Consider the following 15,447-nt stretch of genomic DNA (forward strand, 5'->3'; position numbering starts at 1 on the left):
TGCGGGCATCATCCCGCCAAGCCGTGATCAGCGGCTATCCGTATAGGGTTCTCGAAAGGCCAACCGTGACGACCACATATCCCGAGCCCGCCGTCTTGCCCACCCAGAACGTGTATCGGCCGCAGGAGGACTCCAGACTGCTGGTCGATGTGATGCACGAGACCGGTCTGATCCCGGGACGGCGCGTTCTGGACCTGTGCACCGGCAGCGGTTTCGTCGCGATAGCGGCGGCGGAGATGGGTTGCGCCGACGCGACCGCCTTCGACATCTGCCCGCAGGCCGTTCGCTGCGCCCGGGAGAACGCCGCGGCTGCCGGAATCGACATCGACGTTCGCGAGGGGTCGTGGATAACCGCGGTGGAGTGCGCGCCGTTCGACGTGGTGGTGTCGAATCCGCCCTACGTGCCGACCCCGCCCGGTGCCGAGCTGGAAGAGATCTGCCCGGAAGCCGGACCGTCGTGGGCCTGGAATGCCGGCCGAGACGGACGCCTGATCCTCGACCCGCTGTGCGAGTCGGCTCCGAAGTTGTTGCGCGACGGTGGATCCCTGCTGATGGTGCACTCGGCACTCGCCGGTGTCCAGCAGTCGCTGGATTCCCTCAAGTGGGCCGGTATGGACGCGGCAGTGGTTGCCTCGAAATGGATTCCGTTCGGCCCGGTGATGACATCCCGGGCGCAGTGGTTGGAAGACGTCGGCCTGATACCGCGCGGACGCCGGGAAGAGGAACTGATCGTGATTCGGGCCGAAAAGCGATGAGTCCCACCAGGGTTCAGGTGGTGCCCAACGGCCCGGTGCTGGTTTCGGGTCCGGTGCGCATCGAGATGCCCGGCGGCGAGGTCGTTCAGTCCGACCGGTTCATGGTGGCGATCTGCACCTGCCGTCGCAGCGGCAGGTACCCCTTGTGCGACACCAGCCACCGCAGATGCAAGCGCCTGAGCAAGACGACCGCTACGTCAGCGGCCGCCGCAACGACGTCCGATCCTGCTTCCACGACGCCATAATCGTTTCCGCCAAGCGGTTTTCGACCGCGGCGTGCGCGCGGATCCCGAAGATGACGTCCTGCTCGAGCTGCGGCTCCCGGGCGACGAGATCGCCGACCACATCCGCGCGCACGACGTGTTCGTGTACCGCGTCGGCCTCGACGTGCTCGCTGTAGAAATTGATGCAGGCCGCGGGCGCCTGCAAGCGCTCCAACGCCCGCACCATGCGCTGGGATCCGGGCGGCGAGGTGATCTCGGTCGACGCGAAGTGCCCGATCGCGGCGCCGCGCAACGAGCGGTGCAACCCGAACAGCGACATCAGATTGACCACCGCCAGCGATTCGGGGGGAACCGCGTCGACGTAACCCCAATACGTCGCGTCCAGCCCGGCCGCGGTCAGCAGATCGGCGAACAGTTGCTGGTGCAGTCGGGGGCCCTGCCCGGCGCCGTACTCGTCGAACTCCACCGCCACGAAGGCCGCTTTGGCGGTGCCCATCAGGCGCGGGATGGCCCAGGCGTGCGGATCGCCCTCTTTGAGGTGATACAGCGAGCGGTGCACGAAGTATTCGCACATCTGCTGCCACGTCCCGGTGTCACGCAGGTAGTACGACGGGCCGGTGCCGTCGACGGGTTCGATCGAAATCGCTTCCATCTCAGCCGCGGCCGTCTGCTCGGGTTCGATCGGCCCGACGTCGCGGCGCACACCGGCCAAGAACACGCGCTCCAGCTCGGCGCGCAGCGCCAGCAGCGCCGGGTTCCACTCCCACGCGGGGTCGACACCGGCGAAACCGCGGTAGTGCAGCTCGTAGCAGACGGACAGCGCCAGCTGCAGATCCAGACCGTACGGGTCGGAATCGCGCACGGATGCGCCGATGCGCGCGAAATGGTCAACCGACGGCGGGCCCGCCAGCGCGCAACGAACGGCTGTCGACAGGGGCCCGTGTGCCTCGGGCAGGACGGGTTCAGTCATGGTCGATGAGCGGGTCACGCCGGTGACTACCCGTAACCGGGGCCCGGCAAACGGCGCCGCAACACTTTTCGACGCCCACTAGCCGGATTCAGCCGGCAGTCTGAAGGTGATGTCGAGGGTGGTGCCGGTGGCCGCGGTGTCGAGCTGCGTCGCATCGCTGAGCGCCCTGATCAGGGGCAAGCCGCGCCCACTGTTGACCGGGTCGGCGGCCGGCGCCTTCCACGAACCGTAATCGGTGATACGGGTGCGCACTTCGCCGTCGCCGAGGCTGGCCTCGACCACCATCGTCCCCGCGACGAATCCGCGGTAGGCGTGTTCGACGCAATTGGTGCAGGCCTCGTTGACCACCAGCACGATGTCGGCGGCCAGGTCCCCCGTGATGTGGGCGGCGCGCAGCCAGTCCGCGAGGCGGTGCCGGATGCGAACCAATTGGTCTGCGGTGGCGTCACTTTCGATGCGTAGCGGCGTCTGGTGGTGGCGGTAGATCACCATCGCGACGTCGTCGTCATAGCCACCCGCCGGCGCCAGTTCACGAAGCATCTCGTCGGCGACGGTGTCCAGCGGTAATGTCATCGTCTGCGCCAGAACGTCTGCCGCGCGGGCGATTCCGTCGTCGATCGACTCGTGTTTGCGTTCCACCAGCCCGTCGGTGAACAACATCAGGGTCGAGCCGGGCGGCAGCACCCGGGTGGCCTGCGGGCGCGGTTCATCGCGGCGGACCGCGAGCGGCACCGAAGCGGCGTCGGTCAACAGGGTCGTCGTGCCCGGCTCGGGGCCGGTGAGCACGGCTGGCATGTGCCCGGCGTTGCTGTATTGCAACAGCCCGGTTTCGGTGTCCAGGATCGCGAGAAACACGGTGGTGCAGTAGGCGTTCGGGATGAGCGACGCCGCCGAGTCCAGCTGATCGAGCAGCACCGCCGGCTCGGCGCCGTTGATCAACAACGCTCGCGCGGAACTGCGCAGCTGGCCCATGATGGCGGCGGCGGGCAGGCCGCGTCCCACGCAGTCGCCGACGACGATGCCGATGCGGTGCTCGCCGATCGGCAGCACGTCGTACCAGTCACCGCCGATCTCCAAGGGCAGCACCGCGGGTTCGTAGCGCACCGTGAAACCCGGCGGGGGCTGGATGGGCGGGAGCATGGCACGCTGCAGCGTCAGCGACGTCTCGCGGGCGCTCTCGAACTGACGAACGTGCTGCATCGCCAGACTGAGGTGGCTGATCAGCACGGTGACCAGCAGGCGGTCTTCGCCACTGACCCAGCGGGGTGTGCGCAGCTCCAGCCACAACGCCAGGTCCCCGGTGCCGGAGAGCACCGCGACCAACCCCTGGGCCTTACCGGGATGATCAGGTGACTCAACGGTTTTCGCGGTCAGCGGTAGTTGCTGGCGCGCGTCGGAGAAGGTGTGACGCAACCACGGATCCAGCTTGCGCCACGACGTCGCCGCGGGCTCGCCCGCGGTGTGGACGGTCGGGTCGCCCTCGCCGCTGGGCCACATGACCGCGACCACCCGCTGCACGTCGATCGCCGCGCGGCACTCGTCGAGCGTGATCGACAGCAACTCATCCACGCTCCTGGCCACCGCCACCGCCGTGGCCAGGCGCAACACCGCGCTCTCCCGCGCCGCGAATGCGCGTTCCGCGGTGATATCACGAACGGTCCCGACGTAGGCGTCGCGATCGCTGCCGGATTCCTTGACCGCGTTGATGCTCACCTTCACCCAGGCGAGATGCCCGTCGCCGTGGCGGATCGGCGTTTCGTAGTCGGCCCTGCCGTGGTTCAGCACCAGGCCGATCTGCTCGGCCGCCGTCTTGGTGTCGACCAGCCACGGGTGCGGCCACCGATAGGGCAAACCCTCGCTGGGAAAGCCGATGATGTCGATGAAGGCGCTGTTCATCTCGATCACGGAGCCCTCGTGGTCGGCGACGAAGAACCCCTCCTGCAGCGAATTCACCAGCGCGTTGCGGAATTTGTCGCGATCTGCCAGCCAATCCGCGCGATCCCGCTGTTCCGCGTAGCGCCTGTTGCCGTCGATGAATCCGCGCATGGCCACGTCGAGGGGAGCCAGCAGTTGCAGCAGGAACTCCAGCGCGATCGGCCCGTCGATGCGCACGTCCTTCGCGATCTCGAAAACCAGGCGGACGTGGTTCTCGACGATTTCGAGCAGGCTGATCTGATTCTGCAGGGCCGTGCGACCGAGCTCATTTCCGATCGACAAGTTGGCGTCATCGGGTGAGTCCAGATAGTTGCGCAACGCGGCGGCGTAGCGATCGTGGAAGTCTTCGTTGCCGCTCATGTCGAGGTCCCCCTGTGCCGCGCCGTCAGCACCATCGCGTCATCGGTTTCCTTGGCGCCCTTACCGAGAATCTCTTCCGCGATGGCGACAGCGTGCGCCGAGAAGTCGACGTGACCCAGGTAATCTTCCCCGATCCCGTCGGTGCTCATCACGAGAAGATCACCGGGGCGGATCGAAATAGCCTGTGCCGGAAGGATTTCCGGTATCCGGTAGCCGACGATGCCCCCGGTGAGACGGGCACTGGACCGGACATGGACACCGCTGGGCGCCTTGGCCACCAGATCGGCGGTGACGTTGCCGACCCCCGTCCACGTCAGCGTGTTCGCGGCGAAATCCACCCGCGCCAACGTCATTGCCACCCCTCTGGTTCCGGTGAGCAGCCGGTGGCAAAGCTGGATCAGGACTTCGAGCCGCTCGGAACTGTTGTTCTTGACCGCATCGATCGCGCGCAGCGCAGCCTCCGCGGCGGCCGGCCCGTGACCGAGGCCATCCACCAGACCGAACAGCGCGGCCTCGCCGCCGATGGCGACCGAGATGCCCCGGTCGCCGGAGGTGTACTCGCTGGGCAAGGGCCGGCCCGCCCTGGCCCATTCGATGGGTCCGAACCGGCCGCTTTCATGCACGGGGCGGGACCCATTTCCACATCTCGATGACGGTCCCCTGACCGACCGTGGACTCGACGACCAACCGGTCCATCAGGCGGCGCGCGCCCGGCAATCCCATCCCCAGCCCGCGGCCGGTCGAATATCCGTCTTCCATCGCGCGTTCGATGTCGGCGATCCCGGGCCCCTGATCCTCCGCGCGCACCACCAGGGCCTTGCGCCCCTCCCGGTCGGCCACCCCGACCCGGACGGAGCCGCGGCCGGCGTAGCTGGTGATGTTGCGCGCGATTTCGGAGATCGCCGTCGCGATCATGGTGACGTCCGTCAGCGAGAATCCCAGATCGAGGGCGAGCTGGTGTCCCGCCTTGCGGGCGTCGACGATGTCGTCGGGATGGTCGATGGCGACGACGATATCAGCCGCCACCATCGCGCCCGATCGTCGGTTTGCGCTGCGCCAGTTGACGATTCAGAAGGGACAGGCCCTCTTCCAGGTCCAGCGCGGTGTTCATGTCGTCGAACGCCAGGCCAAGCTGGACCATCGCGAACGCCACCTCGGGCTGCAGGCCGACGATCACCGCGTCCGCGCCACGCAGCCGGGTCATGTGCGCGATCGTGCGCAGCGAGCGGGCCGCGAAGGAATCCATGACGTCGATGGCGGTGACGTCGACGATGATGCCCTGCGCGCGGAACCGGCTGACGCGCTCCATGAGGTCGTAGCGCAGCCGTTCGGCGTCGGAGTCTGAGAGCGCGGCCTGCACCGAGGCGATGAGGATCGAACCCTGTTTCAGGATCGGTACTGGCATGCGGCGCTCGCGTTCCTAACCGTCACCCGGTCTGCTCGCCGGTGCGAGTCACCTCGTAACCCAGCAGCCGCTCGGCTTCCTCGATGCCGCCCTGCAGGTCGCCGACCGCGTTCATCTTCGACAGGTCCAGGCCGATCGTCACCAGCGTCAGCGCGATCTCCGAGGACAGACCGGTGATGATCACGCTGGCACCCATCAGCCCCGACGCGTCGACGGTCTGCACCAGGTGGTTGGCCACGGTCGAGTCGATGGTCGGCACACCGGTGATGTCGATGACCACCACTTTCGCGCGGTTGGCGCGGATGGCGCGCAACAGCTGCTCGGTGACCTGGCGGGCGCGCTGGCTGTCCAGCACACCGATGATCGGCAGGATCAGCAACTGCTCACGCACCTGCAGCACCGGCGTCGAGAGCTCCCGGATCGCCTCCTGCTGCTGGCGGATGATGCGCTCACGTTCCTGGACGAAGCTGACCGCCACGGTGTTGGCGATCCGGTTGGCCGCCGGCTCGTAGGCGTCCAGCACCCGGTTGAGCATCTCGAACTCGGTCTGGTACTTCTCGAACAGCGAGCGGGCCAGCACGTCGCGGAGCAGCAGGACGATGCCGACGACCTCGTCGGTTTCCACGCCCCGTGGAATGATGCGTTCGGACAGGTCGCGGGCGTAGGCCTGCAGCGCCTCGACGCTACCGGTCTCGAGCACCTCGACATAGTTGTCGTAGACGGCCGTGGCCTCGGAGAAGAGCTCTTCGGGCGTCATCGCGGTGAGCAGCTCGGCCTCGGTGATGCGGCGGGCCCATTCCTCCCGCAAAACGGTCCGATTCTGCCGCAGGTGCTGAACGAGCTGAGGCAACAGCCCCTCGCTGGAAATGCCGACGACTTGCGCTGCGGTGCCGGTACTGGTGAAATCCGACGTCGAATCTGACATATGGCCTCCCCAGGCCTCCCGAGTACACGTCACGCACTGCGGTCTGCAGTTCCTTTTTGCGAGACTAGCCTGGGTTGTCGCGGGCCACGTGTAGAGGGCATATTCTTCTCGCAGTTCATAACGCAGGCTAGGGTTGAACCACGCTCGAGGCATTCAAGGCCCAGGACAAAGGATTGCCATTGTCAGCTCCTGATTCGATTACCACGTTGGTTGAGGACCACGACGGCGTTTCCGTGGTCAGTGTCAGCGGCGAAATCGATTTGGTCACGGCTCCTGCCCTGGAACAGGCCATCGGCGCGGTCGTCGCGGAGAGTCCCACCGCACTGGTCATCGATCTCTCGGCGGTGGAGTTCCTGGGCTCGGTGGGGCTGAAGATCCTGGCCGCGACGTACGAGAAGCTGGGCAAGGACACCGGGTTCGGCGTGGTCGCGCGCGGCCCGGCCACCCGGCGGCCGATTCATCTGACCGGTCTGGACAAGACCTTCCCGCTGTATCCGACGCTCGACGACGCGCTGACCGCGGTGCGGGACGGCAAACTCAACGGCTAGCAACCGGGGCGCCGGCAGCCATGGGTGTCGATCATCCGGAAGACGACCAGCAATGGGACCGCAGCCAGCGCGGTGAAACCGAAATCGAACGGCTGGACCGCAATTGGAACAGCCTGCTGCAGGAGTTGCGCGTGGTGCAGACCGGCGTGCAGCTGCTCACCGGGTTCTTGTTGACGCTGCCGTTCCAGCAGCGCTTCGACGTGCTCGGCGGACCGATGCGGATCGTGTACCTGGTGACGGTGGGGTGTTCGGTGGGCGCAACCGTGCTGCTGATCGCCCCGGTCGCCATTCACCGGCTGCTGTTCCGGCGGCACCGCCTCCAGGCGCTGGTGTCGGCCGCGCACCGGTGTGCCTACGCCGGGCTGGCGTTGCTGGGCACGGCGCTGACCGGGGTCACGGCAATCGTCTTTGTCGCGGTGGCCGGGGCGACGGTGGGGTTCATCGCCGGAGCCTGCGCCCTGGCGCTGTTTGCCATCTTCTGGTGGGCGTTACCCCTGACGCTGCGCACGCACGGAATGTAGTCAGCGGCCGGGCGACAACTCCGCGATCCGGGTGGTTTCCAGATGGTCGAGCAGGTCCTGCGGATCGGCGAAGATCGGGGCGGCCCCGGCCTCCTGCAACTCCGCGCGGGAGATGCCGCCGCTGAGCAGCCCGATGCAGGGCACTCCCGCGGCCGCCGCGGCGTGCGCGTCCCAGACGGCGTCCCCGACGAAGACGGCGTGCCGGGCATCCACCCGGGCCCGGTCCAGCGCCACGTGCACGATGCCCGGTTCGGGTTTGGCGGTGTCGACGTCACGGGACGAGGTCGTCTCGGAGATGACGTCATCGCAATCGAGCACCTTGCGCAAGATCGCCAATTCGTCCTCGGGCGCCGAGCTGGCGAGCACGACCTGCAGTCCCAGGTCCGCGACGCGGCGCAGCAGGGCGCGGGCCCCGGGCAGCGGTTCTGACAACGCGGTGATCTCGCGGTAGTACTGGCTGTGCTTGTCGCTGAGCCGCTCCTGCACGTCGTCGGGCGCGTCGTCGGACAGCGTCCGCACCAGCGTTGAGCCGTCCATGCCGATGCAGCGGTGGATCTGCCACGACGCCACCACGATGCCTTCGGCGTCGAACGCGCGCCGCCACGCGTGGACGTGCAGGTAGTTGGAATCCACCAGGGTGCCGTCGACGTCGAACAGGACGGCGGGGGCGCCCGCATCGGGTCGCAACGTCATGTGGTGGGCATACCCACGCCGGGCCGGGCTGACACCGGCCGGCGGCTGCGGCGTGGCGGCGGCGACCCTCGCCGCCGCTCCGTTGCGAATAACGCTGGCATTCAACGGATCTCGCGAGCGACCGCGTTGGGTTGCCCCGGCGGCGTCCGGTCGGCGACGCCGGGACGCCGGGGGGACCCGCTGGCGCGTAAGCGGATGCGTGCGGCGGCCGAAATTTCTTGCCCCAGATCGGTGTAGGGCGCGCGTGAACGGGGTACTGCCTGCGCCACGGGTGAGTACAGCAAAGTGCGTCAGCCCGTCTGAGAGCAGGGAGGAACTCCGATGGCGACCACCACTGACTACGACGCACGCCGTGTATCCGACAACGACACCCAGGACAAGTCCTCGCTGCGCGAGCTGGCACCGACCCTGCACGGGGCCGGCACCACCGTGGTCGACGAGGACCCCAACGATGTCCACTTCTTCGAGCTGCCCGGCGCCGACCTGTCCGGGGAGGAGCTGACGGTGACCGTGATTCCCCAGCGGGCCGACGAGTTCACCTGCTCGAGTTGCTTTTTGGTGCAGCACCGCAGCCGGTTGCGTCGCTCCAGCTCCGGCCTGCCGGTCTGCGCCGACTGCGCGTAACGCGCCGATAGCGCCCCGGCCGCGGCGTGGCGCCGTCTCGCGCCTGCGCCGAAATGTCACAGGCTTGAACTAGGTTCATCGGACAAGTCTGCGTCGGCGCGAACGGCACGTTGAGGAGTCATGGAGAAGGTTCTCGGGTCGCTCCTCCTGCTGGGGTTAGCTCTCCCTTGGTATTTCACGCAGCAGGCCACCGGCAGCCCGCCGGCGGGGTTTTTGGCCGGCCTCGGCGGGCTCGCGCTCGCGGTCGCCGTGCTGTGGTGGCTTTCGGTGCAGCGGGACCGCCGTCAGGCCGACGCCCACCGCCGCCGCGACCTCAAACACGCGAAATCCCGGCTGCGGGCCATCGACCGCATGTCCGGTACCGAATTCGAGGAATTCGTCGCCGCCCAGCTGCGCGTCGCGGGTTACACCGTCACGCCGACCGCGAGCACCGGCGACTACGGGGTGGACCTCATCGCCAAAAGGGGCGGCGTCCGCATGGCGGTGCAGTGCAAAAGGCTGGCCAAGGCCGTCGGCGTCGCCGCGGTGCAACAGGTCGTTTCCGGGTCGCGCCACCACGGCTGCAATCGGGCGGTCGTGGTGACCAACCAGACGTTCACGAAGGCGGCCCGCCAATTGGCCGGCACCCATCAATGCCGGCTGGTCGGGCGCACCCAGCTGCAGAACTGGACGCGGGTGGCGCCCCTTCCCGTGCGGGGGAACTAACGGCCGCGAGATGCCCTGGGCCGCAGCGCGTTCGGACGGCGCGCCTCAGCGCCGGGTGGTGTCCTCGATGACCCGGCGCGCGATCTCGCGCAGCGGGGTGTTCGTGCTCTGCGACAGTTTGATCAGCGTGTTGAACGCCGTGTGGTCATCGAGGTCGTAGCGCTCCATCAGAATGCCTTTGGCCTGCCCGATGGTGTCGCGGGTGCTCAGGGCCTCCCTGAACTGTTGGGTGCGGACGACGTTGCTCCACGCCAGGGCGCCCAGCGCGGCGAAGACGGCGGCCACCCGGCGGGAATCGTCGGAAAAGGCGTGCGGGCGTTCGGCATAGAAGTTCAGCGCCCCCATGCTGAGCTCGTCGGCGTACATCGGCAGTGACAGGACGCTGCGCACCGGCGTGTACGCGAGGGCGTCGGCCTGATACTTCGGCCAGCGCGAGTCGCTCCCGAGGTCGTCGATGACGACGACTTTCCGGGTCCACGCGGCGTGCACGCACGGCCCCTCGAGGTGGCGTTGCTGGAACTCGTCGAGCAACCTGGCGCAGTCGTCGGTGACCGAGGGGGTGCTGACCTCGTTCTGCCGGCTGGTGACCGTGATCCCCGCCTCCTGCGCCCCGGGCACCCAGCGCGCCGCCGCCCTGGTCAGCTCGTCCAGCACCCGAGGGAAGTCGGCCGCGTCCGCCGAATAGATGGCCCGCAGAACGTCGGTGAGCAGGGTGAGATCGTCGAAATTGGTCACTGAATGTCGCCTTCGTGCGTCGAGACCGGTTCCAGGCAAAACCCGCGCCGTTTTCTCCCAGCCTGCGGTCTCGCGAGGCGATCATTTGTCAGTTATGACGGCGACGAATGTCAATGCTGTCTGCTCAGCATTACGGTGAGATCCACTATATCGGCCGGGTTTTGGGTGATTGCGACCGACACCGGACGAGCAAAACCTAAGTGGTCGGGGTGGCGGGATTCGAACCCACGGCCTCTTCGTCCCGAACGAAGCGCGCTACCAAGCTGCGCCACACCCCGCCTGAAGCTCCGACAGCCTATCGCACCGGGCCAGCGGCTCGCCAAACCGCGGTGCGCCACGTCACTCCCACGAGCAAGAACGCTCGAACTCGACCAGCGCCCGGGCCGGGCCCGTTGGGTCCAGTCCCTGCGCCGCGACCCACTCGTCGCTGAAGTAGGTGTCGCGGTAGCGGTCGCCGCTGTCGGCGAGCAGCGTCACCACCGAACCGCTGCGGCCTTCGGCGACCATCTCGGCGAGCAGGCCGAACGCGCCCCACACGTTGGTGCCCGTGGACGGTCCCACCCGGCGCCCCAACACGGCGCTGACGTGGCGCGCGGCGGCGATCGACGCCGCGTCCGGGACGGCCACCATGCGGTCGACCACGCCGGGGAGAAACGACGGCTCCACCCGCGGGCGGCCGATGCCCTCGATGCGCGACGAGGTGGGCATCAGAACGTCGTCGCGGTCCTCGGCGTAGGCGGGAAAGAAGGCGGAGTTCTCCGGGTCGACGACGCACAACCGGGTGGCGTGGCGGCGATAGCGGATGTAGCGCCCGATCGTGGCGCTGGTCCCGCCGGTGCCGGCGCCGACCACGATCCATTCCGGGACGGGGAAGCGCTCCTCGCGCATCTGCTCGAAGATCGACTCGGCGATGTTGTTGTTGCCCCGCCAGTCGGTGGCGCGTTCGGCGTTGGTGAACTGGTCCAGGTAGTGCCCGCCGGTTTCGCGGGCGACGCGCTCGGCTTCGGCATACACCTCGCTGGAACTCTGCACGAAATGGCAACGGCCGCCGTGGGCTTCGATCAGCGCGACCTTCGATGCGCTCGTCGCCGCCGGCATCACCGCGACGAACGGTAGCCCCAGCAGGGCCGCGAAATAGGCCTCCGACACCGCCGTCGAACCCGACGACGCCTCGACCACCGTGGTGCCCTCGTCGATCCAGCCGTTGCACAGGGCGTAGAGGAACAACGAGCGGGCCAGCCGGTGCTTGAGGCTGCCGGTGATGTGGGTGGTCTCGTCCTTGAGGTACAGCGCGACGTCGACGTCGGTGCTCCACGCCGACGGCAGCGGATAGCGCAGCAGGTGGGTGTCGGCGCTGCGGCGGGCGTCGGCGTGGATCAACCGGATCGCGTTGTCGGTCCAGCACCGTGAGCGGCTGCGGACCGCGATCCGGGTCCGGTCGGTCAACGCACCGAAGCTGTTGGCTGCGAACGGCTCAGGTCGCTGGCCGCGTCGCGGTCGCCCATCGGGGTGGAGATCAGCGTCAGCATGGTCGCCTCGGGCCGGCAGCAGAATCGCACCGGCGCGAACGGCGAGGTGCCCATCCCCGCGGAGACGTGCAACTGCATGTGCGCGCCCCACCGCGACGGCCCCTTCGCGCGCGAGCGGTCCAGGCCGCAGTTGGTCACCAGGGCGCCGTAGAACGGCAGGCAGACCTGTCCGCCGTGGGTGTGCCCGGCCATCACCAGTTGATAGCCGTCGGCGGCGAAGCGGTCCAGCACCCTGGGCTCCGGGGAGTGGGTCAGTCCCAGCCGCAGGTTCGCCGCGGGGCTGGCCGGGCCCGCGATGGTGTCGTAGCGGTCCCGGTCGAGGTGCGGGTCGTCCACGCCCGCGGCGGCGACGTGCAGACCCGCCACCTCGAACTCGCGCCGGGTGTGGGTGAGGTCGAGCCAGCCGCGCTCGGTGAACGCCGCCCGCAGGTCCTGCCAGGGCAGCGGCTCGCCGCGGACCCGGTGCGACGGGTTGGTCACGTAGTTCAGCGGGTTCTTCAGGCGCGGCCCGAAGTAGTCGTTGCTGCCGAACACGAAGACACCCGGCCGCGACAGCAGGTCGCCCAGGGCCTGGACGACCGCCGGGACGGCCTTCGGGTGGGCCAGGTTGTCGCCGGTGTTGACCACCAGGTCCGGCTCCCAGCCGGCCAGCTCCCGCAGCCACGCCTGCTTGCGCCGCTGGCCGGGCGTCATGTGGAGATCGCTGATGTGGAGCACGCGCAACGGTGTGGAACCCGGGCTCAACACGGGCATGGTGATCTCGCGCAGGACGAAGGCGTTGCGCTCGATGATCGCGGCATAGCCGAGGCCGGCGACGCTCGAACCGAGCGCCGCGGCACCGGCACGTATCAGGACGGGCATAACGTTCGCCATGATGGCAGCCTACTGCCGGTCGCGGACGGGCAGCGTATCTCGTGCGTCACGACGCAATCAGATTTACGGGGGCGGCGCACCGGGCGGGGCCGGCGGTGGCGGCGCCATCAACGGGATGGTGATCGGCGGCAGCCCCGGAATCTCGACGACCTGCGAGCCGACCGGCACCGGCGCCCCTTCGGGCGGCGGCGGCGGGGCGGGCGGGATGCCGTTGCTGACCTGAATGGTGATGATCGAGCCCGGAATCGTCGCGCCGCTCGGTGTCGTGCCGACCACCTCGCCCTGCTTCGCGCTGCTGTTGACGAAGTTGTTCTGGTCGGCGACCTGGAAGCCGGCCTCCTTGATGCGCGCGCGTGCCGCGTCGATGTCCAGGCCCGCCACGCTCGGCACCCGCGACCCGGGGGAGCCGTCGACGTAGCGCGGGTCGGTGGGCGGCAGTTGCACCGGGCCGAAGTTGGTGGCGATCGGTTTCATCGCGGTGAACCACGTGCGCGCGGGCTCGTTACCGCCGTAGAGGTCGCCCTCGCCGCAGTGCCGCAACGGGGACGAACACAAGTCCGTGGGGTTGGTGGAGTCATCGTAGATGTAGTTGGCCGCCGCGTAGTGGTTGGTGAATCCGACGAAGCCCGAGGAGCGGTGGGCTTCGGTGGTGCCCGTCTTACCGGACATCGGCAGGTCCCAGCCCGCCGCGCCGGCCGAACCGGACGCCGTGCCGCCGCCCAACGCGTCCTTGCTCATCGCGTTGGCCAGTGTGTTGGCCAGCCCCTCGGGGACCACCTGATCGCAGGTCTCGGTCGTCACCGCGACTTCGTTGCCCTTGCGGTCGACCACCTTGTCGATCGGGTTCGGCGGGCACCAGGTGCCCCCCGAGGCGAGCGTGGCCGCGACGTTGGACAGCTCCAGCGCGTTCACCTCGATCGGGCCCAGGGTGAACGATCCGATGTTCTGCCGTTTGACGAAGTCGGCGAGGCTCTCGTTGCTGTCGGGGTTGTAGTCGCGGGCGGTGCCGGGGTCGGCGTAGGACCGCAGCCCGAGTTTGATCGCCATGTCCACCGTGCGCGTCACCCCGACCTGCTGGATCAGCTTGGCGAACGCGGTGTTGGGTGAGGTGGCCAACGCGTCGGTCACGTTCATCGACCCGCGGTAGTTACCGGCGTTGACCACGCACCAGTTGTCCTTCGGGCAGCCCTTGGCCCCGCCGCTACCCATGCCCTTGGCCTGGAACCGGCCGGGCACCTCGAGGGTGGCGTTGATGCCCATCCCCATGTCCAGGGCCGCGGCCGTGGTGAAGATCTTGAAGACGGATCCCGCGCCGTCGCCGACCAGGGAGAAGGGTTGCGGGCGCATGGTCTGACCGGCGTCGACGTCCAGCCCGTAGGTGCGGTTGCTGGCCATCGCCATCACCTTGTGCGACGTCTTGCCGGGCTGGATCACGCTCATCACGCTCGAGATGCCCGGCAGCGTCGGGCTGGCGAACTTGTCGATCGCCGCCTTGACCGGCAGCTGCACGTCCGGGTCCAACGTCGTCTTGATCAGGTAGCCGCCCCGGGCCACCTGTTCCTTGCTGATCCCGGCCCGGGAGAGGTACTCCTGCACGTAGTCGCAGAAGAACGCCCGATCGCCCGCCGCGATGCAGCCGCGGGGCAACTCGTTGGGCTGCGGCAGGATGCCCAGCGGCGCGGCCTTGGCGGCCTGCAGCGCCTCGGCCTCCTGCGGGATGTTCTCGATCATGGTGTCCAGCACCAGGTTCCGCCGCGCGAGAGCGCCCTCGGGGTTGGTGTACGGGTTGAGCGCGCTGGTCGATTGCACCATGCCCGCCAGCAGCGCCGCCTGCTGCCAGTTCAGGTCGGAGGCGTTGATGCCGAAGTAGGTCTGGGCGGCGTCCTGCACGCCGAACGAGTTGTTGCCGAACGAGACCAGGTTCAAATACCGCGTCAGGATCTCGGGCTTGGTGAAGGTCTTGTCCAGCGTCAGCGCCATCCGGATCTCGCGCAGCTTGCGCGCCGGGGTGGTTTCCACCGCCGCGCGCTTCTCCGCGTCGGTCTTCGCGGTGACCAGCAGCTGGTAGTTCTTGATGTACTGCTGCTCGATGGTCGACCCGCCGCGCGTGTCCACGTCACCGCGCGCGTAGCCCGCCAGCCCGGTCAGGGTGCCCTTCCAGTCCACCCCGTTGTGGTCGGCGAACCGCTTGTCCTCGATGGAGACGATCGCCAGCTTCATCGTGTTGGCGATCTTGTCGCTGGGCACCTCGAACCGGCGCTGCGAATACAGCCACGCGATGGTGTTGCCCTTGGCGTCGACCATCGTCGTCACCGCCGGCACCTCGCCCTCGAGCAGCTGCGCGGAGCCGTTGGCGACCACTTCGGAGGCCCGATTGGACACCAGCCCTATGCCGCCGGCGACGGGAAACAGGAGTGCGGTGGCGACGACGCTGGCCAACAAACAGAACCCCGCGAGCTTCAAGATCGTGAGCGCGGCCGGGGGGCGGTCTGACATGGCTACTACAGTAGCGGCCCCCAGTCACGCCGCCACGCTGCAACTTCGCCCAAAAATTTCGGCGCCCGGGCCCCTCGGGTGCGCACCCAGAATTTGCGATTGCGTCACAGGTCAGACGGGTAGCCCAGTGTGCAAGATCACTTTCCCGC

Annotated in this window: 17 protein-coding genes and 1 tRNA gene; 6 read left to right on the forward strand and 12 right to left on the reverse strand. The window is 68.1% G+C overall.

Features of this window, described 5'->3' with window-relative positions:
- Positions 1-65 precede the first annotated feature (65 nt).
- The gene (locus P6281_RS01890) at positions 66-755 is read left to right on the forward strand and encodes a HemK2/MTQ2 family protein methyltransferase (protein WP_324738594.1); all 690 of its coding nucleotides are present in this window, start codon (positions 66-68) and stop codon (positions 753-755) included.
- Positions 752-1,000: a CDGSH iron-sulfur domain-containing protein gene (locus P6281_RS01895; RefSeq protein ID WP_080587974.1), complete on the forward strand. Its 249-nt coding sequence runs from the start codon at positions 752-754 to the stop codon at positions 998-1,000. The genes P6281_RS01890 and P6281_RS01895 overlap by 4 nt, the downstream gene beginning before the upstream one ends.
- On the opposite strand, the gene P6281_RS01900 is transcribed toward P6281_RS01895, so the two are convergent.
- The 6 genes from P6281_RS01900 to P6281_RS01925 all read right to left on the reverse strand — a co-directional run bounded on the left by P6281_RS01900 (position 948) and on the right by P6281_RS01925 (position 6,574).
- Entirely contained in the window at positions 948-1,949 is a 1,002-nt protein-coding gene (locus tag P6281_RS01900; RefSeq protein WP_008263299.1) for an iron-containing redox enzyme family protein, read from the reverse strand. The genes P6281_RS01895 and P6281_RS01900 overlap by 53 nt on opposite strands.
- Before the next feature lie 78 nt (positions 1,950-2,027).
- Complete coding sequence (locus P6281_RS01905; RefSeq protein WP_014383696.1) at positions 2,028-4,244, reverse strand: SpoIIE family protein phosphatase; 2,217 nt, start codon at positions 4,242-4,244, stop codon at positions 2,028-2,030.
- Positions 4,241-4,867, reverse strand: a complete 627-nt coding sequence (locus P6281_RS01910; protein WP_041784760.1) for a SpoIIE family protein phosphatase — start codon at positions 4,865-4,867, stop codon at positions 4,241-4,243. The genes P6281_RS01905 and P6281_RS01910 overlap by 4 nt, the downstream gene beginning before the upstream one ends.
- Entirely contained in the window at positions 4,860-5,270 is a 411-nt protein-coding gene (locus P6281_RS01915; protein ID WP_014378935.1) for an anti-sigma regulatory factor, read from the reverse strand. Before P6281_RS01915 ends, P6281_RS01910 begins: the two co-directional genes overlap by 8 nt.
- Positions 5,260-5,649: an STAS domain-containing protein gene (locus P6281_RS01920; protein WP_324738595.1), complete on the reverse strand. Its 390-nt coding sequence runs from the start codon at positions 5,647-5,649 to the stop codon at positions 5,260-5,262. Before P6281_RS01920 ends, P6281_RS01915 begins: the two co-directional genes overlap by 11 nt.
- Positions 5,650-5,671: 22 nt before the next feature.
- The gene (locus P6281_RS01925) at positions 5,672-6,574 is read right to left on the reverse strand and encodes an STAS domain-containing protein (protein WP_009954780.1); all 903 of its coding nucleotides are present in this window, start codon (positions 6,572-6,574) and stop codon (positions 5,672-5,674) included.
- Between the two features lie 179 nt (positions 6,575-6,753).
- Here P6281_RS01925 and P6281_RS01930 point away from each other — a divergent pair, with 179 nt between their 5' ends.
- Both P6281_RS01930 and P6281_RS01935 read left to right on the forward strand, forming a co-directional pair.
- Positions 6,754-7,122, forward strand: coding sequence for an STAS domain-containing protein (locus tag P6281_RS01930; protein ID WP_008263316.1), 369 nt, complete (start codon positions 6,754-6,756; stop codon positions 7,120-7,122).
- 20 nt (positions 7,123-7,142) lie between these two features.
- Complete coding sequence (locus P6281_RS01935) at positions 7,143-7,643, forward strand: DUF6328 family protein (protein WP_201408588.1); 501 nt, start codon at positions 7,143-7,145, stop codon at positions 7,641-7,643.
- Here the strand turns inward: P6281_RS01935 and P6281_RS01940 are convergent, their stop codons facing one another.
- The gene (locus P6281_RS01940; RefSeq protein ID WP_201408587.1) at positions 7,644-8,336 is read right to left on the reverse strand and encodes an HAD family hydrolase; all 693 of its coding nucleotides are present in this window, start codon (positions 8,334-8,336) and stop codon (positions 7,644-7,646) included.
- A gap of 321 nt (positions 8,337-8,657) precedes the next feature.
- On the opposite strand from P6281_RS01940, the gene P6281_RS01945 reads away from it, so the two are divergent.
- On the forward strand, positions 8,658-8,960 hold the full coding sequence (locus tag P6281_RS01945) for a DUF4193 domain-containing protein (protein ID WP_014378938.1): 303 nt from the start codon (positions 8,658-8,660) through the stop codon (positions 8,958-8,960).
- A 120-nt stretch (positions 8,961-9,080) separates the two neighbouring features.
- Positions 9,081-9,665, forward strand: a complete 585-nt coding sequence (locus P6281_RS01950; protein WP_095562413.1) for a restriction endonuclease — start codon at positions 9,081-9,083, stop codon at positions 9,663-9,665.
- Positions 9,666-9,710: 45 nt separating this feature from the next.
- On the opposite strand, the gene P6281_RS01955 is transcribed toward P6281_RS01950, so the two are convergent.
- The 5 genes from P6281_RS01955 to ponA2 form a co-directional block, all read right to left on the reverse strand.
- Positions 9,711-10,400, reverse strand: a complete 690-nt coding sequence (locus P6281_RS01955) for a GAF and ANTAR domain-containing protein (protein WP_009954787.1) — start codon at positions 10,398-10,400, stop codon at positions 9,711-9,713.
- A gap of 201 nt (positions 10,401-10,601) precedes the next feature.
- Positions 10,602-10,678 (reverse strand) — tRNA-Pro (locus P6281_RS01960).
- A gap of 61 nt (positions 10,679-10,739) precedes the next feature.
- Positions 10,740-11,846: a PLP-dependent cysteine synthase family protein gene (locus P6281_RS01965; protein WP_014381696.1), complete on the reverse strand. Its 1,107-nt coding sequence runs from the start codon at positions 11,844-11,846 to the stop codon at positions 10,740-10,742.
- On the reverse strand, positions 11,843-12,802 hold the full coding sequence (locus P6281_RS01970; RefSeq protein ID WP_008263336.1) for a metallophosphoesterase: 960 nt from the start codon (positions 12,800-12,802) through the stop codon (positions 11,843-11,845). Before P6281_RS01970 ends, P6281_RS01965 begins: the two co-directional genes overlap by 4 nt.
- Positions 12,803-12,865: 63 nt before the next feature.
- Positions 12,866-15,298: a transglycosylase/D,D-transpeptidase PonA2 gene (ponA2, locus tag P6281_RS01975; protein ID WP_008263338.1), complete on the reverse strand. Its 2,433-nt coding sequence runs from the start codon at positions 15,296-15,298 to the stop codon at positions 12,866-12,868.
- Between the last annotated feature and the right edge of the window lie 149 nt (positions 15,299-15,447).

The sequence above is a fragment of the Mycobacterium sp. 5-140-3-2 genome (assembly GCF_035666375.1).
Classification (GTDB): Bacteria; Actinomycetota; Actinomycetes; order Mycobacteriales; family Mycobacteriaceae; genus Mycobacterium; species Mycobacterium intracellulare.